Genomic DNA, 23836 nt, shown 5'->3' on the forward strand with positions numbered 1-23836 from the left:
CCACGTCCCGAGACGGACGTGGGCCGTAAATCAGGAAAAGAGTAATAACCGCGTAAGGAGACAATGAAAAAGAGCCGGACTGAAAATGAAAACGTTATTTTTATTGTTGCTGGTAATAAGCCATAGCGTCTTTGCCAACTGCTGGGATAAAGCCGCCAGTTATTATCATGTGGATCCTTATCTGTTATATGCCATTGCTAACGTTGAATCGGGAATGAATCCCAATGCGATTGGACTGAATCATGATGGCACGCGTGATGTCGGACTGATGCAGATTAACAGCTCACATTTTTTCGAGCTGGAGCGCAAAGGCATTAATGAATACCGGTTAATTACCGAGCCCTGCACCTCGATTATGGTTGGCGCATCGATATTATCCGGAATGATTAAAATTTATGGCTATAACTGGGAGGCGGTCGGCGCCTATAATGCGGGCCTGAAAAAAGAGAATTTCGCGCAGCGCATGGTCTATGCCCGTAAGGTCTGGAATAAATATCAGAAGTTAAAACGTAGCACCCGCACCCATTATTATTGATTTTTGTTTTTTGAAGAGTACCGAATGGTGTTCTTCATAAAACGAAAACTGCTCCCGGGTTTATTTATTAAATGATTAATAAATAAACCGCGAAAATTAACTTTTATTGACCCTTAATATAATTAAGAGGACTAGTGACATGAACAAAAGGACATTACTCAGTGTTCTTATCGCGGGCGCATGCGTTGCACCGTTTATGGCTCAGGCAACCCTGCTGCAGGCCAGCAGCGAACCTTACACCGTTAAGGCCAGCGATCTGCAAAAGAAAGAGCAGGAGTTGACCAACTTCCCGCTTATGGCTTCAGTGAAGTCAACCATCCGCACGCTGGACAACAGCCTGGTGGAACAAATTGAGCCGGGTAAATCGACAAACCCGGAAAACGTCAAGCGCGTGGAAGGGATTATCAAGGCCAGCGACTGGGATTATCTCTTCCCACTGCGTGCGCCGGAATATACTTACAGCAACTTCCTGAAAGCGGTCGGTAAATTCCCTGCACTGTGCCAGACCTATACCGATGGTCGTAACAGCGATGCCATCTGCCGTAAGTCTCTGGCAACCATGTTCGCGCACTTCGCGCAGGAAACCGGAGGCCACGAGTCCTGGCGGCCGGAACCCGAGTGGCGTCAGGCGCTGGTCTACGTGCGTGAGATGGGCTGGAGCGAAGGTCAGAAGGGCGGCTACAACGGTGAATGTAACCCGGATGTCTGGCAGGGTCAGACCTGGCCGTGCGGTAAAGACAAAGATGGCGATTTCGTTAGCTACTTTGGTCGCGGTGCGAAACAGCTCTCCTATAACTACAACTACGGCCCGTTCTCTGAAGCGATGTACGGCGACGTACGTGTACTGCTGGACAAACCTGAGCTGGTGGCGGACACCTGGCTGAACCTTGCTTCCGCGATCTTCTTCTTCGCCTACCCGCAGCCGCCAAAACCGAGCATGCTGCAGGTTATCGACGGCACATGGCAGCCGAACGATCACGATAAGGCGAATGGTCTGGTACCAGGCTTCGGCGTGACCACGCAGATCATCAACGGCGGCGTGGAGTGTGGCGGCCCGACTGAGATCGCCCAGTCTCAAAACCGTATCAAATATTACAAAGAGTTCGCCAACTACCTGAAAGTACCAGTTCCTTCTAACGAAGTGCTGGGCTGCGCCAACATGAAACAGTTCGACGAAGGCGGTGCCGGCGCGCTGAAGATCTACTGGGAACAGGACTGGGGATGGAGTGCGGATACTCCATCAGGCCAGACCTACTCTTGCCAGCTGGTGGGTTACCAGACGCCATTCAGCGCCTTTAAAGAGGGGGACTACACCAAATGCGTGAAGCATTACTTCAATGTGAACGTGGTGGGTGAAGACGGGACTTCCGACGGCGGTAACGTCACGCCAACCCCGGCGCCAACACCTACCCCGACCCCTGTCGACCCAACGGACGAAGGCAACACCACGCCGGTGCCAGACGATAATACGCCAGCGCCTGTAAACCATGCGCCAGTAGCAAAAATCTCCGGCCCGGTGGGAGCGGTTGAAGCGGGTAAATCAGTTTCTCTGAACGCGTCTGGCTCGACTGACGAAGACGGTAACCACCTGACTTATACCTGGACGGCTCCGAACGGCCAGACCGTAAGCGGCGAAGATAAAGCCATTATTACCTTCAATGCACCAGAAGTGGCAGCGGCGACGCAGTACCAGATCAACCTGACCGTCAGTGACGGCGAGCTGAGCAGCACCACCAGCTATACGCTGAACGTACAGCCTAAACAGGCCAGCGGCGGCCAGACCGGGACTTACCCGACCTGGACGTCCAAAACCAAATGGAAAGCAGGCGATATCGTTAACAACCGCGGCCAGCTGTTCCAGTGCAAACCTTACCCATACAGCGGCTGGTGCAATAACGCGCCATCCTACTACGAGCCTGGTAAAGGGATTGCATGGCAGGACGCGTGGACTGCGCTGTAATCAGCAAAATGACAAACGGCAACCTTCGGGTTGCCGCTTTTTTCATCGTAAAAATGCCGGACCCGATCTACCGAGGAAGTTTCCCGTGATCCCGCAGCCACGCCGCGGTGCGCATAATCCCTTCATCCAGCGTCACAATCGGTTTATACCCTAGCTCATTCTCCGCACGCGAAATATCCAGCGTGAAGTCAAAGTTAAGTTTAGAGACGCCGTAATGCGTCAGCGCAGGCTCTTTGGCTGATTTACTGCCAAAGCGCTCCATGCTGCGGGCAATCATATCCAGCATTGGATAGGGAACAGAACGGATACGGCAGTCGATCTGCAGCTCGTCAATTAAGCGCTGCACAATGCTGCGCAGCGTACAGGGTTCGCCGTTAGTGATGTTGTAGGCGCGACCGGAGGTAAGCTTATCGCAGTCCGGCTGGCTTGCCAGCCACATGGCGTGAACGGCATTTTCGTAATAGGTCATATCGACCAGCGCATCGCCGCCGCGCGGCAGCAGCACGCTGCCGTAGTGGTGCATCATCTGCGCCAGACGCGGAATAAACACCTTGTCGTGCGGCCCGAACAGGCTCTGCGGACGCAGGACCGTAAAGCGGGTATGCGGGTTTGACTGCGCCAGCAGGTCGATGACCTCTTCGCTGGCCGCCTTGCTGCGGGCAAACTCGCAGGCAAAGCGAGCAGGGCGGAAATCTTCCTGCACGTCACGATGGTGGTGATAGTCGAAATAGAGTGACGGTGACGAGATATGAATAAAGTTACGCACGCCCCAGGCAACGGCCCATTCACCCAGACGGCGGGTAGCCCGCACGTTGGCGAGATCGAAGGCTTCCTGGGTTCCCCACGGGGAGGTAAAACTGGAGCAGTGCCACAGCGTGTCGATACCGGCGAGCATCATTTTCGCCTGCGAGGAGACCAGCTCCGTCAGGTCGGCATGGACGAACTCTGCGCCCATTTTTTGCAGCAGTTTTCCCATCGCTTCGTTGCGACCGGTAGCCCTGACGCTGATGCCCTTGTTGCGCAGAAATTCGACCGCATTTCGGCCTAAGCCGCTGGTCGCCCCGGTAACCAGTACCTTCATATCAATCCACTGTGTTGAAAAGAATTTCGTGCGCATTCTTTCGTGAATTACGGCGCTATGCAATGGGAAAGGTGAAAGAAAGAGAGTTTTATTTAGATCTTTTCCGTCTTTTGTTCTGCCAGTTGCGCAATGCGTTTCGCCATCCCACGGAAGATAAACAGGTGGGCAGGGATCATCAACAACCAGTAGAACAGACCCGGCATTCCGTGCGGATGCCACCAGGCGCGCACGTCCAGTTCACGATAATCCCCTTTGTCTTTCAGGGTAAAGCAGAGTCGACCCAGCCCCGGGGCTTTCATACCGAACAGCAGCGCCAGCTGTTTTTCCGGCTCGACGATGATCACCTTCCAGCTGTCTACCGTGTCGCCCACCGCAAGATACGGGTTTGCCGGGCGGCCTTTTGCCAGCCTGTGGCCCACCAGCAGGTCCATCGCCCCGCGCGTTTGCCAGAGGATATTACCGAAGAAATACCGTTCTTTGCCGCCAATCTGGTTCACCACTTCCCACAGCGCGGCCAGGCTGGCGTGGGTTTTCACCGTGCAGCCCGCCTGTTTTGGGTAATAGCCGTACTCCGGGCGCCAGCGGGCAAACGCCTGAGCGTCGTAACCCCAGTCGCTGGAGTTCACCAGCTGTTCTTCTTCCTTGAGCGTTTTGCGCACGGCATCGTCAAAGCGGATCAGCTCCTGGGGAATGAGTGCCCGCAGTTCGCGATCGTCCGCCAGTAAATCGTGCTTCAGCCCCTGGATCAGCGCTTTGGCGGTCGTCGGCGGCACGGAGGTGATCACATTCAAAAACCACACCGAAATCCAGCGGGTCGGGAAGGGAATGGGGATCAGCCAGCGGCGGCGGCCGCTGACGCGCATGAAGTGTTCGAACTGCTCCTGATAGCTCAGCACTTCCGGGCCTGCCGCCTCCAGCACGCGGTGCTGCTCCGCCGGGCGATCCAGCAGGGCTACCAGATAATGCAGCAGGTTCTCCAGCGCAATCGGCGTGGTGCGCGAACGCACCCAGCGCGGCGGCGTGAGTACCGGCAGGTTGTAGACCATATCGCGCATCACTTCGAAGGCGGCGGAGCCTGCGCCAACGATGATCCCGGCGCGCAGTTCGGTGACGGGAATATTGGCGCCGCGCAGGGTCTCAGCCGTTAGCTGGCGGGCACGCAGATGATCGGATTGCTCATGCTCGGGAGCCTGAAGCGAGCTTAAAAAAATCACCTGCTTAACCGGGGTTTGCAGCAGCGCATCGCGGACGTTCATCGCCACCTGTCGCTCGTGGGCGATGAAATCCCCGCCTTCGCCCATGCTGTGCACCAGGTAGTAAAGCGTGTCGACCCCTTCCAGCAGGGCGGGAAGTTCCTTCGGCCAGTTGAGGTCAACGCTGTGGCAGGTAACGCCAGGCAAACCGAGTTTTTGCAGGCGTTCGGTGTTGCGTGCCGCAGCCAGCACCTGATGTCCCTGCTGGCTTAACGCCGCGGTGAGATGCTGACCGATATACCCGCTGGCGCCGAGCACCAGAATGCGTTGCGGCACGTGATGCTCCTTATCGCTGTAAAAACGCCTGCCAGTGTTTCACCACGTCCGCCAGCTGTTCGCGGCTCACGTCGAGATGCATGACCAGGCGCACGACAGGAGAGGCGTTGATCAGCACGCCACGTGTTTTCATAAATTCGCCAAGCGCAGCGGCGCGATCCTCGCCCACTCGGACGAACAGCATGTTGGTGTCGTGGCGCATCACGTCGGCGCCAATCTCGCGCAGCTGCGCCGCCATCCACGCGGCGTTGTCGTGATCGTTCTTCAGACGCGCCACGTTGTTTTTCAGGGCATACAGCCCGGCAGCCGCCAGAATACCCGCCTGACGCATCCCGCCGCCGGTCATTTTGCGCCAGCGGTTGGCGCGCTTGATGTAGTCCGTATTGCCAACCAGCAGTGAACCTACAGGCGTGCCCAGTCCTTTTGACAGGCAGATAGTGAACGAGTCGCAGTACTGCGTAATCTCTTTCAGCTCGCAGCCATACTCCACTACGGCGTTAAAGATACGCGCGCCGTCCACGTGCAGGGCGAGTTTACGCTCGCGGGTAAATTCCCACGCCGCCTTCAGGTACTCGCGCGGCAGCACTTTGCCGTTGTGGGTGTTTTCGAGGCTGAGCAGTTTAGTGCGGGCGAAGTGAATATCGTCGGCTTTGATTTTCGCCGCGACTTTATCGAGCGGCAGGGAGCCGTCCGGCGCGGCGTCAATCGGCTGCGGCTGAATGCTGCCGAGCACGGCCGCACCGCCGGCTTCGTAGAGATAGTTATGCGCGCCCTGGCCGACGATATACTCTTCACCTCGCTCGCAGTGGCTGAGCAGCGCGACCAGGTTCGCCTGTGTGCCTGTCGGCATAAACAGGGCGGCCTTCTTGCCGCTCAGTTCTGCCGCATAGCGCTGCAGTTCGTTTACCGTCGGATCGTCACCGTAGACGTCGTCCCCGACCGGAGCGGCCATCATCTCTTCGAGCATGGCCCGACTCGGGCGGGTAACGGTATCACTGCGTAAATCAATCATTTCACATCCCTTTAATTTAAGAGGTCATGCGAAATGTTTTACCTGAGCCAGTTGGTTTTTGCCAGTTCGATCACCTCGTCGCCTCGGCCGCTGATGATTGCGCGCAGCATGTACAGGCTAAAGCCTTTGGCCTGCTCAAGCTTAATCTGCGGCGGGATCGCCAGCTCTTCTTTGGCGACGACGACATCCACCAGCACCGGGCCGTCGATGGAGAAGGCGCGCTGCAGGGCTTCATCTACCTCGGAGGCTTTCTCCACGCGAATACCGGTGATGCCGCAGGCCTCGGCGATGCGCGCGAAGTTGGTGTCGTGCAGCTCGGTACCGTCCGTGAGATAGCCTCCGGCCTTCATCTCCATCGCTACGAAGCCCAGCACGCTGTTGTTAAATACCACGATTTTTAGCGGGAGCTTCATCTGTACCACCGACAGGAAATCCCCCATCAGCATGCTGAACCCGCCGTCGCCGCACATCGCCACCACCTGACGCTCCGGCGCCGTGGCTTTTGCGCCCAGCGCCTGCGGCATGGCGTTGGCCATCGAGCCGTGGTTGAACGAGCCGAGCAGGCGACGCTTGCCGTTCATCTTCAGATAGCGTGCCGCCCAGACGGTTGGCGTGCCCACGTCGCAGGTAAAAATGGCGTCGTCGTCCGCGAAATGGCTGATTTGCTGCGCCAGGTACTGCGGGTGAATGGCTTTGTCGCTTGGTTTTGCGAGGTCGTCCAGCCCCTTGCGGGCATCGCGATAGTCGCTTAGCGCCTTATCAAGGAACTTGCGGTCGGTTTTCTCTTCCAGCAGCGGCAGCAGGGCGGCAAGGGTAGATTTGATATCGCCCACCAGCGCCATATCGACCTTGCTGTGCGCGCCGATACTGGCAGGGTTGATATCAATCTGAATGATTTTGGCATCCGTCGGGTAGAACGCGCGATACGGGAACTGGGTACCAAGCAGGATCAGCGTGTCGGCGTTCATCATGGTATGGAAGCCGCTGGAAAAACCGATCAGTCCGGTCATGCCAACATCGTAGGGGTTGTCGTACTCGACGTGCTCTTTGCCGCGCAGGGCGTGGACAATCGGGGCTTTCAGCTTTCCGGCAAATTCCAGCAGCTCCTTGTGCGCGCCAGCGCAGCCGCTGCCGCACATCAGGGCGATATTGCTGGAGTAACGCAGCAGCTGCGCCAGCTTTTTCAGCTCCTCTTCTGCTGGTGTGACGACGGGCTGCGGGGCGTGATACCAGTGAGTGCTTGCCCCTTCTGGCGCAGCCTTGAGGGCCACATCGCCCGGAATAACGACCACAGAAACGCCGCGATTCAGCACGGCTTTACGCATGGCGATCGCCAGCACCTGAGGGATCTGCTCCGGGGATGAAACCAGTTCGCAATAGTGGCTGCATTCACGGAACAGCTCCTGCGGATGCGTCTCCTGAAAATAGCCGCTGCCGATTTCGGACGAGGGGATGTGGGCGGCAATCGCCAGCACCGGCACGTGATTGCGGTGACAGTCGAAGAGACCGTTGATCAGATGAAGGTTACCCGGTCCGCACGAGCCCGCACACACGGCCAGTTCACCCGTAAGCTGCGCTTCAGCGCCTGCGGCGAAGGCGGCAACCTCTTCATGGCGGGTCGGCATCCATTCGATGGTCTTCATCTTGTTAAGGCTGTCGCTGAGTCCGTTCAGGGAGTCGCCGGTGACGCCCCAGATACGTTTTACGCCAGCCTGTTCGAGCGTTTTCGCTATATATGCAGCCACGGTTTGTTTCATGGTTGTCCGTCTCCTTTTTGTGATAACGCTTACAAGCTTAGAAGAAAGTCTCCGTATTGCCCGTCGTATCCCCACAATTAAAAGGTGCTTTTCACGCGCAATTATTCGGCATAATCTGGCAGTGTCTCAGTTAAAACAGGAATAATTTCAAATGGTTAAATCATTGTTAATTGCTGTTAATGAAAAGCTATCGTGCGACGATCTTGGCAAACTCTTGTTACGACTTGCCGTCGGCGGGCTGATGCTTTTTCACGGTTTGCACAAGCTTTTTGGCGGCGTGGGGTTTATCAGCGGCATGCTGGTGGAAAAAGGGCTGCCGGGATTTATCGCCTACGGCGTGTTGGTTGGCGAAGTCGTGGCGCCGATCCTGATTATTGTCGGGTTGTTTACGCGGCCGGCCGCGCTGGTACTGGCGTTTACGATGATTGTGGCGTGGCTGATGGTGGGAATGGGTGAAACGTTCGCCCTTGATAAGGTTGGGGCATGGGCGATTGAAAGCCTGGTGTACTTCTTTATCGGCTCGCTGGCTGTCGCGTTTTTAGGGGCAGGGCGGTTTGCGCTGGGTAAAGCGCCCGCGTGGCGGTAAAATTGTTGGTCGGGTAAACGCAGTACCGCCCGGCAAAAAAGCCCGGTGGCGCTGACGCTTACCGGGCCTACGAACGAACGTTTATCGTTTATGCGAGGACCAAATCCCCCAGCGGATGGCACGAGCACGCCAGCACGTAACCCTCGGCAATTTCCGCGTCAGACAGCGTCATGGTGCTGGTGACGGTGTACTCACCGGAAACCACTTTGGTTTTACAGCAGCCACACACGCCAGCACGACAGGCAGCTGCTACCGGCACCTTGTTGCTTTCCAGCGCCTCCAGCAGCGTGGTCCCCACGCGGCCAAAGAAGGTCTGGGCAGGCTGCAGTTTGGTGAACTTAACGCCGCCGTTGCTTGCCGCTTCCGCCACCGGCGTGAAGAACTGCTCTTTGAAGAAGCGGGCTACGCCAAGCGCTTTCACTTCTTCTTCCACGATAGCCATGTACGGCGCCGGGCCGCAGGTCATCACCGTTCGGTTCGCAACATCCGGCACGCTTTGCAGCAGCTCGCGGCTCAGGCGACCAGGCACAAAACCGTGGGTCGCGTTGTGTTCCGCCACCAGCGTCACCGGATATTCACGCCACTCCTCGGCAAAAATCACATCTTCCGGGGAACGGACGCTGAAGATCGTCTGCACGTCGGCCTGGGGGCGGTTCTTCGCCAGCCAGCGGCGCATCGACATAATTGGCGTTACGCCACAGCCCGCCGCCAGCAGCAGGAATTTATCGTCATCTTTGTCGTCACAGGTGAATTCCCCCTGCGCGTCGGACAGCCAGATGTAATCCCCGCGCTTCACGTCCTGCGTCAGCCAGTGGGAGCCCGCGCCGTCGTCAATGCGGCGGACGGTGAGCGTAATGTATTCGCTCACGCCCGGCGTCGAGGAGATCGTGTAGGCGCGCAGGGTGTCCGCCGAATTGCGAATGCTGACCAGCGCATACTGGCCTGCACGATATGGATAGTAGTCATGGCAAAGCAGCGACAGCGTCCACACATCCGGCGTCTCCTGATGGATGTGATGAACCTGCATCCGCCACGGGCATTGTGAGGTTGGCATGGTCATGAATCCCTCCTTACGCGCTCAGCAGCTGCTTCATATCGTCTTCAACGTTGGTCACGGAACGCAGACCGAATTTCTCGTTCAGCACGGCCAGCAGGTCCGGCGTCAGGAAGCCTGGCGCGGTCGGTCCGGTCACGATGTTGGTGACGCCAAGAGAGAGCAGGGTCAGCAGGATGACAATCGCTTTCTGCTCAAACCATGACAGCACCAGGGACAGAGGCAGATCGTTCACGCCGCAGCCCAGTTTCTCCGCCAGGGTGACCGCCAGAATGATGGCCGAGTAAGCATCGTTACACTGGCCCGCATCAATCAGGCGCGGCAGGCCTTCGATATCGCCGAAGTCCAGCTTGTTGAATCGGTATTTACCGCACGCCAGGGTCAGGATCAGGCAGTCTTCCGGCACGCTGGTGGCGAAATCGGTGAAGTAGTTACGCTCGCCGCGCGCGCCGTCGCAGCCGCCGACGAGGAAGATGTGGCGCAGCTTTTCACGGCTGACGAGATCGATCAGTGAATCGGCGGCGCCGAGAAGCGTCTCGCGACCGAAGCCGACGGTGATCAGGTGCGGGATCTCGCTGTACGGGAAGCCCGCCATCTGCTGCGCCTGGGCGATAACCGGACCGAAATCATCACCTTCAAGATGGCTCACGCCCGGCCAGCCGACGATGCTGCGGGTCCAGATGCGGTCATCGTACGCGCCGACGGTAGGGTCGATGATGCAGTTAGATGTCATCACGATAGGGCCTGGGAAGCGGGCGAACTCAACCTGCTGATTCTGCCAGCCGCTGCCGTAGTTACCGATCAGATGCTTAAATTTACGCAGCTCCGGGTAGCCGTGCGCGGGCAGCATTTCACCGTGGGTATAAACGTTAACGCCGGTGCCTTCGGTTTGCTTCAGCAGGTTGTAGAGATCTTTCAGGTCGTGACCGGAGATCAGGATGCACTTGCCTTCGGTAGCCTTGACGTTGACCTGCGTTGGCGTCGGGTGGCCGTAGGTGCTGGTTTCACCGGCGTCCAGAATGCTCATCACCCTGAAGTTCATCTGGCCGATTTCCATTGAGCACTCAAGCAGGGCATTCATATCGGCAGGCCAGGTGCCCAGCCACGCCATGATTTTGTGGTACTGCGCATAAATCTCATTGTCGTACTGACCCAGAACGTGCGCGTGCTCCATATACGCCGCAGCGCCTTTCAGGCCGTACAGGCACAGCAGGCGCAGGCCGAGAATGTTCTCCCCAATCGCCGCTTTGTCTTTGTTCGGGGTGAATTCTGCCGCCTGGCGCTGGAGGTCGCCGAGATCGTCGCTGACCAGCTGAAGTTCTGACATCGGGTTTTCCACGCGGGCGCTGGCATCCGCCTTCAGACACTGTGCCTTCAGCGCTTCACGCAGGGCAATCGCTTCGCGGGCGTAGCCGACAATGCGCGGAGAGTCGAAGTTAACGTTGGTCAGCGTGGAGAAAAACGCGCGCGGGGCGAAGCTGTCGACGTAGTGGTCGACTATGCCGTATTCGCGGGCTTTGAACGCCCAGGCGGAAAGGCCTTGCAGAGCCGCAATCAGCAGGTCCTGCAGGTCAGATGTTTCTGCGGTTTTGCCGCACATACCCTGTGCGTAGGAGCAGCCGTTGCCTGCCGGGGTACGGATGGTTTGTTCACATTGCACACAAAACATAATCACACCTGTTAAAGTTATATTTGATATACATGTTTAAGGTTATGCTCGTGCCGGAACGGTGAAAAGGGCTTTCTGCTACAAAATAGAGGGAGATTGATTTAGCGCAATTTTGGCGGCAGGAAACCTACCGCCAAAGAAGTATCAGGCTGAGAAAAAGGCCATCAGAACCGGAACCAGCAGGCTTAAAATAAAGCCGTGAACGATAGCCGCGGGCACCATCTCCAGCCCCCCGGAGCGTTGTAATACCGGCAGGGTAAAGTCCATCGACGTCGCACCGCACAGGCCCAGCGCGGTAGAACGACTGCGGCGAACCAGGCTCGGGATCAGCATGATGGCGATCAGCTCTCGCGCCAGATCGTTAAAGAAGGCGGCGCTGCCGATCACCGGGCCGAATGATTCAGTAAGCAGAATACCGGAGAGGGAGTACCAGCCAAAACCTGACGCCATCGCCAGGCCGGTTTTCAGCGGCAGATCGAGCACAAAGGCATTAATGACGCCCGCCACCATTGAACTGGCGACAACAATGACGGCAACCATCATTCCCCGACGGTTCAGGACAATTTGCCTCAGGGTCATGCCATTATTTCGCAGCTGAATACCAATAAGGAACAGCAGGAAGATCAGCGTATATTCGCTGGCCTCAGTTGCGTGCTGCAAAAAAGCCCAACCGGTCAGCCCAAGAAGAAAACCGAGCACCACGACGCCGCATAATTTTAATGATTCAAGCGCCATTGCAATTCGTGAAGGAAGCTTTTCCTGATGATGGTGATTTTTCCATGGAATAGTGCGTTCCAGCCACAGCAGCGCGGCAATATTGCACAGCAAAATAACGACTACGGTGACGACAGAATAATGGAGAATTGAGAGTAAATTCGCTGACAGGTTGTCCAGAAATGCCAGGCTAATCCCCATAAAGAAAAGAATCACGTAGACAATCCAGCTGAGAAATCGATTAATGAGCCTTAATGCGGATTCACGATGGAGCGGAATAAGATAGCCCACGATCAAGGGCAACAAAATGATGAGGAGTCCTGAAAACATGAACAGCCGGTCCTTTTTGAGTATCGGTTAAGCGCCAGAGACACTACCCAATAAAGGCTGTTCAGTAAAGCGGCAAAAGAGAGCCGGGTAGCGGCTGCGCCTTACCCGGCCTATAAGTGCACTCTCACGTAGGTCGGGTAAGCGTTAGCGCCACCCGACACCGCGAGCAATTAATCGCGTTTTTCCAGCATGGTGCGGTACAGCACGCCGCCCAGGATACCACCGATAATTGGCATCACCCAGAACAGCCACAGCTGCTCGAGTGCCCAGCCGCCCTGGAAGATGGCGACGGCGGTACTGCGTGCCGGGTTAACGGAGGTGTTGGTGACCGGAATAGAAATCAGGTGGATAAGCGTCAGCGCCAGACCAATGGCAATCGGGGCAAAACCAGCTGGCGCATGTTTGTCGGTTGCGCCGTGGATCACCAGCAGGAAGCCGGCGGTCAGCACAATTTCAATCACGATGGCAGACAACATGGAGTAGCCGCCCGGAGAATGCTCGCCGAAGCCGTTAGAGGCAAAGCCGCTGGCCGCCGCGTCGAACCCGGCTTTACCGCTGGCAATTACGTACAGAACGCCAGCCGCAATAATACCGCCAACCACCTGCGCCACAATATAACCAATTACCTCTTTCGCCGGAAAACGACCGCCAGCCCATAAACCTAACGTCACGGCCGGGTTAAAATGACCGCCGGAAATATGCCCGACGGCAAACGCCATGGTTAACACGGTTAAACCAAAAGCCAGCGCGACGCCGACAAAACCAATGCCTAATTCCGGGAATGCTGCTGCCAGAACGGCACTACCGCAGCCACCAAATACCAGCCAGAATGTACCAAAGCATTCTGCTGCCAATTTTCTAAACATAACCACCTCAAAAATTTCCGCACGCTTTCCCGCGCGCGGGATATATCGCCATAAAGGGATGACGACTCGAAGAGCCCGTATTTTAGAAACCAACAACATCCCTTCGCCACTTAAATAAATTCGATTAATTTGATTTAAGGCAATGTGATGTCAATCCTTGTTCAAATCAGCGGTAAATAGAGCATAGACCAATTCTTGTAAGGGTGAATGTTATGCTGTCGTGACAGAGCACCTCCCGCTATACTGCTGATAACTTGAAGGAAAAAGTGATCATTTGTCGGGGGATTTATGCTTCTCGAACGTGTGGAAATTGTCGGGTTTCGCGGTATTAACCGCCTGTCACTGCAGCTGGAGCAAAACAACGTCCTGATCGGCGAGAACGCGTGGGGCAAGTCCAGCCTGCTGGATGCATTGACGCTACTGCTTTCGCCCGAGGACGATCTGTATCACTTTGTCCGCGACGATTTCTGGTTTCCACCCGGCGACGTGACGGGGCGCGAGAAGCACCTGCACATCATCCTGACGTTCCGCGAATCCGAGCCCGGACGTCACCGCGTGCGTCGCTTCCGCCCGCTGTCACACTGTTGGGTGCCGTGCGATGACGGTTTTCAACGGATTTTCTATCGGCTGGAAGGTGAGATGGCGGAGAACGAGGGGGTACTCACCCTGCGTGATTTTCTCGATGAGAAAGCTAACCCCATCCCGCTGGACAATATCGACGATCTGGCCCGTCACCTGATCCGTCTGACGCCGGTGTTACGCCTGCGCGATGCGCGATTTATGCGGCGTATTCGTAACGGTACCGTACCCAATATGCCGGAAGTGGAAGTCACCGCCCGCGAGCTGGATTTTCTGGCAAGAGAGCTGGTGTCGCGTCCGCAGAATCTTACTGATGGCCAAATTCGTCAGGGGTTGTCCGCAATGGTACAGCTTCTGGAGCACTATTTTTCCGAACAGGGAACGTCTGAGTCGCGCCATCGCCTGATGCGCCGCCGCTCTCATGATGAGCAGCGAAGCTGGCGTTATCTCGACATCATTAACCGGATGATCGACCGGCCCGGAGGTCGTACCCATCGGGTGATTCTGCTGGGGCTGTTTTCAACGCTTCTGCAGGCCAAAGGCACCGTTCGTCTTGACCGGGACGCCCGGCCGCTGCTGCTGGTGGAAGACCCGGAAACGCGCCTCCATCCCATCATGCTCTCCGTGGCATGGCATCTGCTGAATCTGCTGCCGCTCCAGCGTGTCACGACCACCAATTCCGGGGAGCTATTATCGCTGACGCCGGTAGAACACGTCTGTCGCCTGGTGCGTGAATCCTCCCGCGTCTCCGCTTTCCGGCTTGGGCCGGGCGGTTTGAACGCGGAAGACGGGCGGCGCATCGCTTTCCATATTCGCTTTAACCGGGCGTCGTCGCTCTTTGCCCGCTGCTGGCTGCTGGTTGAGGGGGAAACAGAAACCTGGGTCATCAACGAACTGGCGCGCCAGTGCGGCCACCATTTTGATGCGGAAGGCATCAAGGTTATCGAGTTCGCCCAGTCGGGATTAAAGCCACTGATAAAATTTGCCCGCCGGATGGGGATCGAGTGGCACGTTCTGGTCGACGGCGATGAGGCTGGCAAAAAATATGCCTCGACCGTGCGAAGCCTGCTGAGTAACGAGCGAGAGGAAGAGCGCGACCATTTAACAATGCTGCCCGCCATGGACATGGAACACTTTATGTATCGTCAGGGGTTTGACGACGTATTCCACCGAATTGCCATGGTGCCGGTCGATGTCCCGATGAATATGCGGCGCGTGATCGCCAAAGCTATTCATCGTTCCTCAAAACCGGATTTAGCCATTGAAGTGGCGACGGAGGCGGGGAGGCGGGGCGTGGAGGCTGTACCGACCCTGTTGCGGAAGATGTTCTCCCGCGTGCTGTGGCTGGCTCGCGGGAGAGCGGATTAACGTTGGGTCGCCTGTTTCACCTGCTGAATCAGGCTATCCAGCAGCTCGTAGCGGCGGCGATATTCGGAACGCTTTTTGCTGGCGATCTCTTCCATCGGTTTACGCGGCATGACGAGCGGCAGCATAAAGTTACCGCTGTCCTGCTTTTCACCGCCGATGGAGAGCCAGAAACTGTCGTAATCGGCCAACAGTTTCCCCTCTTTTTTCTTGCGGTAGCGCCAGCTGCGGTAAATGTGCGTATCGTTACTGACGGCGACAATTTGCTCTACCGGGAACGCGGCGCCGAGGGTCATGGCGGCCTCGACCAGCAGACGTTTCGGGAACAGGCCATGGCAGGCTTTCGTCGCACCCTGGATCAGCTCATGGGGAACATGCGCTTTTGCGCCCTGCAAACCGCCAATGAACAGCGTCGATTTTCCCTCAAACTGGCAGAGGGTAAAGGTCATCTCCGCCAGCGCCGTATTTTGACCGTCACAGAAAACGAGGGTAGCTTCTCCCTCTTTATCCATAAACGCATCGGCACACAGACGGACGGTAAATTGCTGTTCATCTTTTCCGGTTAAGGTCAGCAGAGTCACGCCCTGCTTTGAAAGATAACCACTGGTCAGCTTTGCCGGCAGCTGGCGACACATCATCTGATAGTGCCATGACAGCGATTCCAGCGTACGCTGTCTATCCATATTGACCGTCAACCACGGACGATGAAGGCGGCAGGGCAGTCCCGGCTGAACCTGGAGCATTTGCATCAGGTGCGGATGTTCTGCAAGGTCAGACAGCAGGCGAGCGGTGCTGAGCGGTGTCGCCAGTGAACGCAGCATGAACTTACGTCTGTAGGCGGTTTTTTCCCATGCCAGCCCGGGCGCGATCTCACCGAAAGCCAGTTTTTTGAAGAGTTGCCAGCCGGATTTAGGCTGCGGCAGGTTTGAAAGTGATGTGTCGACGATAGAAGACATGGTAGATCCTGATCCTTTTGGAATATCGCTATTTCAACAGGAGAAATGTCAACGTCTCGTAAACAAATTAGGGCGATTTCAGAGAACAGGGGTTTCGTTGAGGAGTCGTGTATATAGAATAAACATTTATAATTTACAGGACAGTTGTTTTGTATATTTTTTTATATAAATGGAAAAAGCAGAACGCTGGTTCTGCTGCTGGCGGTCGTGGTTTTAGCCGGTGGGTACTGGCTATGGCAGGTGCTGAATGCGCCGGTGCCGCAGTATCAGACACTGATTGTTCGCCCGGGGGAACTGCAGCAAAACGTCCTTGCGACGGGCAAGCTTGACGCTTTGCGCAAGGTTGACGTCGGCGCGCAGGTTAGCGGCCAGCTGAAAACGCTGTCGGTTGAGATTGGCGATAAGGTGAAAAAAGGCCAGCTGCTCGGCGTTATCGACCCTGAGCAGGCTGAGAACCAGATCCGCGAGGTGGAAGCCACGCTGATGGAGCTGCGCGCGCAGCGTGCGCAGGCGCTGGCAGAACGTAACCTGGCGCAGGTGACGCTGACCCGACAGCAGGCGCTGGCCAAAACCCAGGCGATTTCGAAGCAGGATTTAGACACGGCCACCACGGAACTGGCGGTGAAACAGGCGCAGATTGGCACGATTGACGCGCAAATCAAGCGCAATCAGGCCTCGCTGGATACGGCGAAAACCAACCTCGACTACACCAAAATCGTTGCGCCGATGGCGGGTGAAGTGACCCAGATCACTACGCTGCAGGGCCAGACGGTGATTGCCGCGCAGCAGGCGCCAAACATTCTGACGCTGGCGGACATGAGCACTATGCTGGTCAAAGCCCAGGTTTCAGAGGCGGATGTTATCCATCTTAAGCCGGGACAGAACGCCTGGTTTACGGTGCTGGGCGATCCGCAGACGCGCTACGAAGGCGTGCTGAAAGACATTCTGCCGACGCCGGAAAAAGTTAACGACGCTATTTTTTACTATGCCCGCTTTGAGGTGCCAAACCCGCAGGGCGTGCTGCGTCTGGACATGACCGCACAGGTGCATATCCAGCTGACCGGCGTGAAGAACGTGCTGACCATTCCGCTCTCTGCGCTCGGCGAATCCGCCGGGGATAGCCGTTATAAAGTGAAAGTGCTGCGCAACGGCGAAACGCGCGAGCGTGAGGTTGTGATAGGCGCGCGCAACGACACCGACGTGGTGGTGGTGAAAGGGCTGGAAGAGGGCGAGGAGGTTGTTGTCAGCGAAAGCCTGCCCGGAGCCGCCAAATGACGGCGCTGCTTGAGCTGAAGGACATTCGTCGCAGCTATCCGTCGGGCGACGGCCCGGTGGAGGTGCTGAAGGGCATCTCCCTGCGCGTGGAGGCGGGCGAGATGGTGGCGATTGTCGGGGCATCGGGTTCCGGTAAATCGACGCTGATGAACATTCTCGGCTGTCTGGATAAACCCACCAGCGGCACGTACCGCGTGGCCGGAACGGATGTCTCCACGCTGGACGGCGACGCGCTGGCGAAGCTGCGCCGGGAACATTTCGGCTTTATCTTCCAGCGTTACCATCTGCTTTCTCATCTTAATGCGGCGCAGAACGTTGAAGTGCCCGCGGTGTATGCGGGCGTCGAGCGGAAAAAGCGACTTGAACGCGCGCAGATGCTGCTGACGCGTCTGGGGCTGGCGGAGCGGGTGGAATACCAGCCCTCGCAGCTGTCCGGCGGCCAGCAGCAGCGCGTGAGTATTGCCCGTGCCCTGATGAACGGCGGGCAGGTGATCCTCGCGGATGAGCCGACCGGGGCGCTTGACAGCCATTCCGGCGAAGAGGTGATGGCGATCCTGCATCAGCTTCGCGATCGGGGGCACACGGTTATCATCGTGACCCACGATCCGCAGGTGGCGGCACAGGCGGAGCGCATTATTGAGATCCACGACGGCGAGCTGGTCAGCAACCCGCCGCCGCGTGAGTCCAGAGCAGCGGCATCTAAAGAAGCGTTGCCAGCATCAACCGGCTGGGGACAGTTTTCCAGCGGCTTTCGTGAAGCGCTGACCATGGCCTGGCTGGCGATGGCGGCCAATAAAATGCGTACCCTGCTGACGATGCTCGGCATCATCATCGGTATTGCCTCGGTGGTGTCGATTGTGGTGGTGGGCGACGCGGCCAAGCAGCTGGTGCTGGCAGATATCCGCGCTATCGGCACCAATACCATTGACGTCTATCCCGGCAAAGACTTTGGCGATGACGAGCCGCAGTATCAACAGGCACTGAAATACGACGACCTGGCGGCCATTCAGAAGCAGCCGTGGGTGAACTCCGCCACGCCAGCGGTGTCGCAGAACCTGCGTCTGCGCGTGGGTAATGTTGACGTTGCCGCCAGCGCTAACGGCGTGAGCGGAGACTACTTCAACGTCTACGGTATGACCTTCAGCGAAGGCGCCACCTTCAACGCCGAGCAGCTGGCTGGCAGGGCGCAGGTGGTGGTGCTGGACGCGAATTCGCGCAGACAGCTCTTCCCCAATAAAGCCAACGTGGTGGGCGAAGTGATCCTGGTCGGCAACATGCCTGCCACGGTTATCGGCGTGGCGGAAGAGAAGCAGTCGATGTTTGGCAGCAGCAAGATCCTGCGCGTCTGGCTGCCCTATACCACCATCTCCGGGCGGATTATGGGGCAGTCCTGGCTCAACTCCATCACCGTGCGCGTGAAGGAGGGCTACGACAGCGCGCTGGCCGAACAGCAGCTTGAGCGGCTGTTAACCCTGCGCCACGGGAAGAAAGATTTCTTCACCTGGAATATGGACGGCCTCTTGAAAACGGCGGAAAAGACCACACGTACTCTTCAGCTGTTCCTCACGCTGGTGGCGGTGATTTCGCTGGTCGTCGGCGGTATCGGGGTGATGAACATCATGCTGGTGTCGGTAACCGAACGTACCCGGGAGATTGGCATCCGCATGGCGGTCGGGGCCCGGGCCAGCGACGTGCTGCAGCAGTTTTTGATTGAAGCCGTGCTGGTGTGTCTGGTCGGCGGTGCGATGGGGATTGCGCTCTCGATGATGATCGCCTTCGCGCTCCAGCTCTTTTTACCCGGCTGGGAGATTGGCTTCTCGCCGGTGGCCATTATTACCGCATTCTTGTGTTCAACCTTTACCGGCATTTTGTTTGGCTGGTTGCCCGCCCGCAACGCGGCGCGGCTGGATCCGGTGGACGCGCTGGCTCGGGAATAACCCGAAAATAAAAATGCCAGCCGATCGGGCTGGCATTTTGACTGCGGGATGTACACAATAAAACAGAGAGCTATGCAACCGTCTCAGCTTCAATGGGGACGATAAGGCTGGCATGATTGCCTTTTGGTCCCTGGTGAACATCGAACCGGACGGACTGCCCGGCTTTGAGCGTTCTGTAACCATCCATCTGAATGGTGGAATAGTGAGCGAAGATATCCTCGCCGCCGCCTTCGGGGCAGATGAAGCCAAACCCTTTGGCGTTGTTGAACCACTTAACAGTACCCATTTCCATGCTTCGACATCCTTCGTAAATCTTATAAGTTAAGATGGAATGAACCGGTGGTGGAGTGGGGGCTGTTCAAAACCTCGCCATCTCACGCTTGTACAATTTAGAGAAACGAAAGAAGTCGTCAAGCGTTTGGCGCTGGAGATGGGACAATAATCAACCAAAGTTTGAAGCAGTTAACGCTATTGCAACAGTTTGTGACAGACATCGCGGATGACAGTAATAGATGATTGTTATCTAACATCTGAGGTAGATTCAAAGTGGTTATGCATAATGGGTAAGACCAACGATTGGCTGGATTTTGACCAGCTGGCGGAAGACAAAGTGCGCGACGCGCTAAAACCGCCATCTATGTATAAAGTTATGTTAATGAACGATGATTACACGCCGATGGAATTTGTTATTGACGTGCTACAAAAGTTCTTTTCTTATGATGTAGAACGTGCAACGCAACTGATGCTTACCGTTCATTATCGTGGCAAAGCTATCTGCGGCATCTTCACAGCCGAAGTGGCGGAAACCAAAGTGGCGATGGTGAACGACTATGCGAGGGAGAACGAGCATCCGTTGCTGTGTACGCTGGAAAAGGCCTGATAAGGCATAAAATTGGGGGAGGTGCCTATGCTCAATCAAGAACTGGAACTCAGTTTAAACATGGCTTTCGCCAGAGCGCGTGAGCACCGACATGAGTTTATGACCGTCGAGCATTTACTGCTCGCACTGCTTAGCAACCCATCTGCCCGCGAAGCGCTGGAAGCCTGCTCCGTGGATCTGGTGGCGCTACGTCAGGAACTCGAAGCCTTCATCGAACAAACCACACCGGTGCTGCCAGCCAGTGAAGAAGAGCGCGACACGCAGCCGACGCTCAGCTTCCAGCGCGTGCTGCAGCGCGCGGTATTCCACGTCCAGTCTTCCGGGCGTAGCGAAGTGACTGGCGCAAACGTCTTGGTCGCCATCTTCAGCGAGCAGGAGTCACAGGCTGCCTATCTGCTGCGCAAACACGAAGTCAGCCGCCTCGACGTGGTTAACTTTATCTCTCACGGAACGCGCAAAGACGAGCCTAACCAGGCATCGGATTCCAGCAATCAGGTCAATAACAATGAAGAGCAAGCAGGCGGGGAGGATCGTATGGAAAACTTCACCACCAACCTTAACCAGCTTGCTCGCGTTGGCGGTATCGACCCGCTGATTGGTCGCGATAAAGAGCTGGAGCGCGCGATCCAGGTGCTGTGCCGTCGCCGCAAGAACAACCCGCTGCTGGTGGGGGAGTCAGGCGTGGGTAAAACCGCGATTGCCGAAGGGCTTGCCTGGCGCATTGTCCAGGGCGACGTGCCGGAAGTGATTGCCGACTGCACCATCTACTCGCTGGATATCGGCTCGCTGCTGGCGGGTACGAAATACCGCGGTGATTTTGAAAAACGCTTCAAGGCGCTGTTAAAACAGCTGGAGCAGGACACCAACAGCATCCTGTTTATCGATGAAATTCACACCATCATCGGGGCAGGTGCGGCCTCCGGTGGCCAGGTGGATGCGGCTAACCTGATCAAACCGCTGCTCTCCAGCGGCAAGATCCGCGTGATTGGCTCCACCACCTACCAGGAGTTCAGCAACATCTTTGAGAAAGACCGTGCGCTGGCGCGCCGCTTCCAGAAAATCGACGTGACCGAACCGTCCGTCGAGGAAACGGTGCAGATCATCAACGGCCTGAAGCCGAAGTACGAAGCGCACCACGACGTGCGTTACACCGCGAAAGCGGTACGTGCGGCGGTGGAGCTGGCGGTGAAATACATCAATGACCGTCATCTGCCGGATAAGGCGATTGACGTGATTGATGAGGCCGGGGCGCGTGCGCGCCTGATGCCGGCCAGCAAGCGTAAGAAAACCGTTAACGTGGCGGATATTGAGTCCGTGGTGGCCCGCATCGCGCGTATCCCTGAGAAGAGCGTCTCTCAGAGCGATCGCGACACGCTGCGCACCCTCGGCAATCGCCTGAAAATGCTGGTCTTTGGTCAGGATAAAGCCATTGAGGCCTTAACCGAAGCGATCAAGATGGCCCGTGCCGGACTGGGGCATGAGCACAAGCCTGTCGGTTCCTTCCTGTTTGCCGGCCCGACCGGCGTGGGGAAAACCGAGGTAACGGTTCAGCTTTCCAAAGCGCTGGGCATTGAGCTGCTGCGCTTTGATATGTCCGAGTATATGGAGCGTCACACCGTCAGCCGTTTGATTGGTGCGCCTCCGGGCTACGTGGGCTTTGACCAGGGCGGCCTGCTCACCGACGCGGTGATCAAGCACCCGCACGCGGTACTGCTGCTCGATGAAATCGAGAAAGCGCACCCGGACGTGTTCAACATCCTGCTACAGGTGATGGACAACGGGACGCTGACCGACAACAACGGGCGCAAAGCTGACTTCCGCAACGTGGTGCTGGTAATGACCACTAACGCCGGGGTGCGAGAAACCGAGCGTAAGTCCATCGGCCTGATCCACCAGGATAACAGCACCGATGCGATGGAGGAGATCAAGAAGATCTTCACGCCGGAGTTCCGTAACCGTCTGGACAACATTATCTGGTTCGATCACCTGTCTACCGAGGTGATCCATCAGGTCGTGGATAAGTTCATCGTCGAGCTGCAGGTTCAGCTGGATCAGAAAGGCGTGTCGCTGGAAGTGAGCCAGGAGGCCCGAAACTGGCTGGCCGAGAAAGGCTACGACCGTGCGATGGGCGCCCGTCCAATGGCGCGTGTAATTCAGGACAACCTGAAGAAACCGCTGGCGAACGAGCTGCTGTTTGGCTCGCTGGTGGACGGCGGCCAGGTGACCGTGGCGCTGGATCAGGCGAAGAACGAACTGACGTACGATTTCCAGAGTGCGGCGAAGCACAAGCCGGAAGCGGCTCACTGATTTCTTACGTAGGTCTTAAAAACCGGGCAATAGCCCGGTTTTTTTTATGCCTGCCTTTCGCCCTCTCTCTGTGGGAGAGGGTATCGGCTGCCCTAAAATATATCTTCCCGCAGACCCACTTTAAAGCCACAAATAAAAAAGGCCGGGATTAACCCGACCTTTTATATATTCATCTGCCATTACAGGCGAAAACAATTAGCGACTACGGAAGACAATGCGGCCTTTGCTCAGGTCGTACGGGGTCAGTTCAACAGTCACTTTGTCGCCCGTCAAAATGCGGATGTAGTTTTTGCGCATTTTACCGGAGATGTGCGCAGTTACCACGTGACCGTTTTCCAGCTCTACGCGAAACATGGTATTAGGCAACGTATCAAGTACGGTACCCTGCATTTCAATATTGTCTTCTTTGGCCATCTAATCCTCTGGGGTATCACTACCAAGTTTTGAACCGGCAAGATAATGCCGAAATTCATCAATTAAGTAAAGAATTGCGCGATTAAAACGCAGCAAAACAGTTTCGGCGCATTGCCCAAGCGTCACGGTACAACCGAACAGGAAGCGCATTCGTAAAGGGGAGACAACAGGATAAACGTCAGGACGTTATCTGAAGCGAGGGTCCCAAACGGCGGCGGGGCAACAGGCAGAAGCTACTCTGCGGCATAATTATAACACCCTCACAAAAAATATGCGGAAAACATTTAGGCATTGGGCATAAAGAGCGTTCTCGGTATCCAGAAGTCGCGGGGGAGCTTCTCCTGACGGCTGGCATCCAGATGCTCAATGTACTGGCGTCGCGGGATCTCAACGGCACCGAGAGAGGCCGTGTGCTCGTTGAGCACCTGACAATCGATCAGGCGTCCGCCGCGCTGGGCAAATGCCTGGCAGAAGACCAGCAGCGCCGTTTTCGAGGCGTTAACCGCGCGGGAGAACATCGACTCGCCGCAAAACAGCGTACCCTGCGCCACGCCATACATGCCGCCGACGAGTGCTCCGCCGTCCCACACCTCGATTGAGTGGGCGTAGCCAAGCTCATGAAGCTGATGGTAGGCGGTAATAATATCGCGGGTTATCCATGTTCCCTCAAAGCGGTCTTCGGCACAGCCTTCAATGACCTGACCAAAGGCATGATTAAGGGTGACGCGGTACGGTGATTTTGCATGGAAACGCTTCATGCTGCGGCTCAAGTGAAACTGCTCTGGCCACAGCACTGCGCGCGGATCGGGAGACCACCATAAAATGGGGTCGCCGGGAGAAAACCAGGGGAAGATACCGCGCTGGTATGCCATCAATAGTCGAGCAGGACTGAGGTCACCGCCAAGGGCCAGCAGCCCATTGGGCTCACGCAGCGCCCCTTCCGGAGAAGGGAACGCGATGTTATGACGAGAAAGCTGGACCAGGCGCATGACAGCAAAACTCCAGTACGCGAGTGAGGACGCTACAAATA

Annotated in this window: 20 protein-coding genes; 8 read left to right on the top strand and 12 right to left on the bottom strand. The window is 56.6% G+C overall.

Annotated features, from left to right (window positions below):
• Nucleotides 1–85: 85 nt before the first annotated feature.
• Together iagB and ACWYRJ_RS07345 are read left to right on the top strand one after the other, a co-directional pair.
• Nucleotides 86–535 carry a type III secretion system invasion protein IagB gene (gene iagB / locus ACWYRJ_RS07340; RefSeq protein ID WP_455507649.1) on the top strand — a complete coding sequence of 150 codons (450 nt, stop codon included), beginning with the start codon at nt 86–88 and terminating at the stop codon, nt 533–535.
• Nucleotides 536–674: 139 nt separating this feature from the next.
• Nucleotides 675–2495 (top strand): glycoside hydrolase family 19 protein, encoded by a 1821-nt coding sequence (locus ACWYRJ_RS07345; protein WP_455507650.1) that lies wholly within the window; start codon nt 675–677, stop codon nt 2493–2495.
• A 67-nt stretch (nt 2496–2562) separates the two neighbouring features.
• Here the strand turns inward: ACWYRJ_RS07345 and ACWYRJ_RS07350 are convergent, their stop codons facing one another.
• From ACWYRJ_RS07350 to poxB, 4 genes are all read right to left on the bottom strand, one after another.
• Nucleotides 2563–3576, bottom strand: coding sequence for an NAD-dependent epimerase/dehydratase family protein (locus ACWYRJ_RS07350; protein ID WP_149366254.1), 1014 nt, complete (start codon nt 3574–3576; stop codon nt 2563–2565).
• A 92-nt stretch (nt 3577–3668) separates the two neighbouring features.
• The gene (locus tag ACWYRJ_RS07355) at nt 3669–5105 is read right to left on the bottom strand and encodes a DUF2867 domain-containing protein (protein WP_455507651.1); all 1437 of its coding nucleotides are present in this window, start codon (nt 5103–5105) and stop codon (nt 3669–3671) included.
• 10 nt (nt 5106–5115) lie between these two features.
• Nucleotides 5116–6117, bottom strand: coding sequence for a low-specificity L-threonine aldolase (ltaE, locus tag ACWYRJ_RS07360; RefSeq protein ID WP_149366256.1), 1002 nt, complete (start codon nt 6115–6117; stop codon nt 5116–5118).
• A 38-nt stretch (nt 6118–6155) separates the two neighbouring features.
• Nucleotides 6156–7874, bottom strand: coding sequence for a ubiquinone-dependent pyruvate dehydrogenase (gene poxB / locus ACWYRJ_RS07365; RefSeq protein WP_041910648.1), 1719 nt, complete (start codon nt 7872–7874; stop codon nt 6156–6158).
• Between the two features lie 151 nt (nt 7875–8025).
• Here poxB and ACWYRJ_RS07370 point away from each other — a divergent pair, with 151 nt between their 5' ends.
• Nucleotides 8026–8460 (top strand): DoxX family protein, encoded by a 435-nt coding sequence (locus ACWYRJ_RS07370; RefSeq protein ID WP_115874615.1) that lies wholly within the window; start codon nt 8026–8028, stop codon nt 8458–8460.
• An 88-nt stretch (nt 8461–8548) separates the two neighbouring features.
• Here the strand turns inward: ACWYRJ_RS07370 and hcr are convergent, their stop codons facing one another.
• The 4 genes from hcr to aqpZ form a co-directional block, all read right to left on the bottom strand.
• Entirely contained in the window at nt 8549–9520 is a 972-nt protein-coding gene (gene hcr, locus ACWYRJ_RS07375) for an NADH oxidoreductase (protein WP_249576430.1), read from the bottom strand.
• Nucleotides 9521–9530: 10 nt separating this feature from the next.
• Entirely contained in the window at nt 9531–11183 is a 1653-nt protein-coding gene (gene hcp / locus ACWYRJ_RS07380) for a hydroxylamine reductase (RefSeq protein ID WP_033145071.1), read from the bottom strand.
• A 144-nt stretch (nt 11184–11327) separates the two neighbouring features.
• A complete protein-coding gene (locus ACWYRJ_RS07385) occupies nt 11328–12227 on the bottom strand; it encodes a lysine exporter LysO family protein (protein ID WP_111963907.1) in 900 nt (299 codons plus the stop codon).
• 170 nt (nt 12228–12397) lie between these two features.
• Nucleotides 12398–13093 carry an aquaporin Z gene (gene aqpZ / locus ACWYRJ_RS07390; RefSeq protein ID WP_455507652.1) on the bottom strand — a complete coding sequence of 232 codons (696 nt, stop codon included), beginning with the start codon at nt 13091–13093 and terminating at the stop codon, nt 12398–12400.
• Nucleotides 13094–13381: 288 nt separating this feature from the next.
• On the opposite strand from aqpZ, the gene ACWYRJ_RS07395 reads away from it, so the two are divergent.
• Entirely contained in the window at nt 13382–15040 is a 1659-nt protein-coding gene (locus ACWYRJ_RS07395; protein WP_455507653.1) for an ATP-dependent endonuclease, read from the top strand.
• Here ACWYRJ_RS07395 and ACWYRJ_RS07400 read toward each other — a convergent pair.
• The gene (locus ACWYRJ_RS07400; protein WP_455507654.1) at nt 15037–15993 is read right to left on the bottom strand and encodes a VirK/YbjX family protein; all 957 of its coding nucleotides are present in this window, start codon (nt 15991–15993) and stop codon (nt 15037–15039) included. The two genes, ACWYRJ_RS07395 and ACWYRJ_RS07400, sit on opposite strands and share 4 nt — an antisense overlap.
• A 165-nt stretch (nt 15994–16158) precedes the next feature.
• On the opposite strand from ACWYRJ_RS07400, the gene macA reads away from it, so the two are divergent.
• Both macA and macB read left to right on the top strand, forming a co-directional pair.
• Nucleotides 16159–17268: a macrolide transporter subunit MacA gene (gene macA / locus ACWYRJ_RS07405; RefSeq protein ID WP_455507665.1), complete on the top strand. Its 1110-nt coding sequence runs from the start codon at nt 16159–16161 to the stop codon at nt 17266–17268.
• On the top strand, nt 17265–19205 hold the full coding sequence (gene macB, locus ACWYRJ_RS07410; RefSeq protein ID WP_455507655.1) for a macrolide ABC transporter ATP-binding protein/permease MacB: 1941 nt from the start codon (nt 17265–17267) through the stop codon (nt 19203–19205). Before macA ends, macB begins: the two co-directional genes overlap by 4 nt.
• Before the next feature lie 70 nt (nt 19206–19275).
• Here macB and cspD read toward each other — a convergent pair whose 3' ends face one another.
• Entirely contained in the window at nt 19276–19497 is a 222-nt protein-coding gene (gene cspD, locus ACWYRJ_RS07415) for a cold shock-like protein CspD (RefSeq protein WP_008499993.1), read from the bottom strand.
• A 267-nt stretch (nt 19498–19764) separates the two neighbouring features.
• Here cspD and clpS point away from each other — a divergent pair, with 267 nt between their 5' ends.
• Together clpS and clpA are read left to right on the top strand one after the other, a co-directional pair.
• Nucleotides 19765–20085 carry an ATP-dependent Clp protease adapter ClpS gene (gene clpS, locus ACWYRJ_RS07420; RefSeq protein ID WP_006174393.1) on the top strand — a complete coding sequence of 107 codons (321 nt, stop codon included), beginning with the start codon at nt 19765–19767 and terminating at the stop codon, nt 20083–20085.
• A gap of 27 nt (nt 20086–20112) precedes the next feature.
• A complete protein-coding gene (gene clpA, locus ACWYRJ_RS07425) occupies nt 20113–22392 on the top strand; it encodes an ATP-dependent Clp protease ATP-binding subunit ClpA (protein ID WP_014831269.1) in 2280 nt (759 codons plus the stop codon).
• A 195-nt stretch (nt 22393–22587) separates the two neighbouring features.
• Here clpA and infA read toward each other — a convergent pair whose 3' ends face one another.
• Together infA and aat are read right to left on the bottom strand one after the other, a co-directional pair.
• On the bottom strand, nt 22588–22806 hold the full coding sequence (gene infA, locus ACWYRJ_RS07430; protein ID WP_002211347.1) for a translation initiation factor IF-1: 219 nt from the start codon (nt 22804–22806) through the stop codon (nt 22588–22590).
• Between the two features lie 284 nt (nt 22807–23090).
• Entirely contained in the window at nt 23091–23795 is a 705-nt protein-coding gene (aat, locus tag ACWYRJ_RS07435) for a leucyl/phenylalanyl-tRNA--protein transferase (RefSeq protein ID WP_008499991.1), read from the bottom strand.
• Between the last annotated feature and the right edge of the window lie 41 nt (nt 23796–23836).

The organism is Enterobacter sp., from assembly GCF_977039595.1.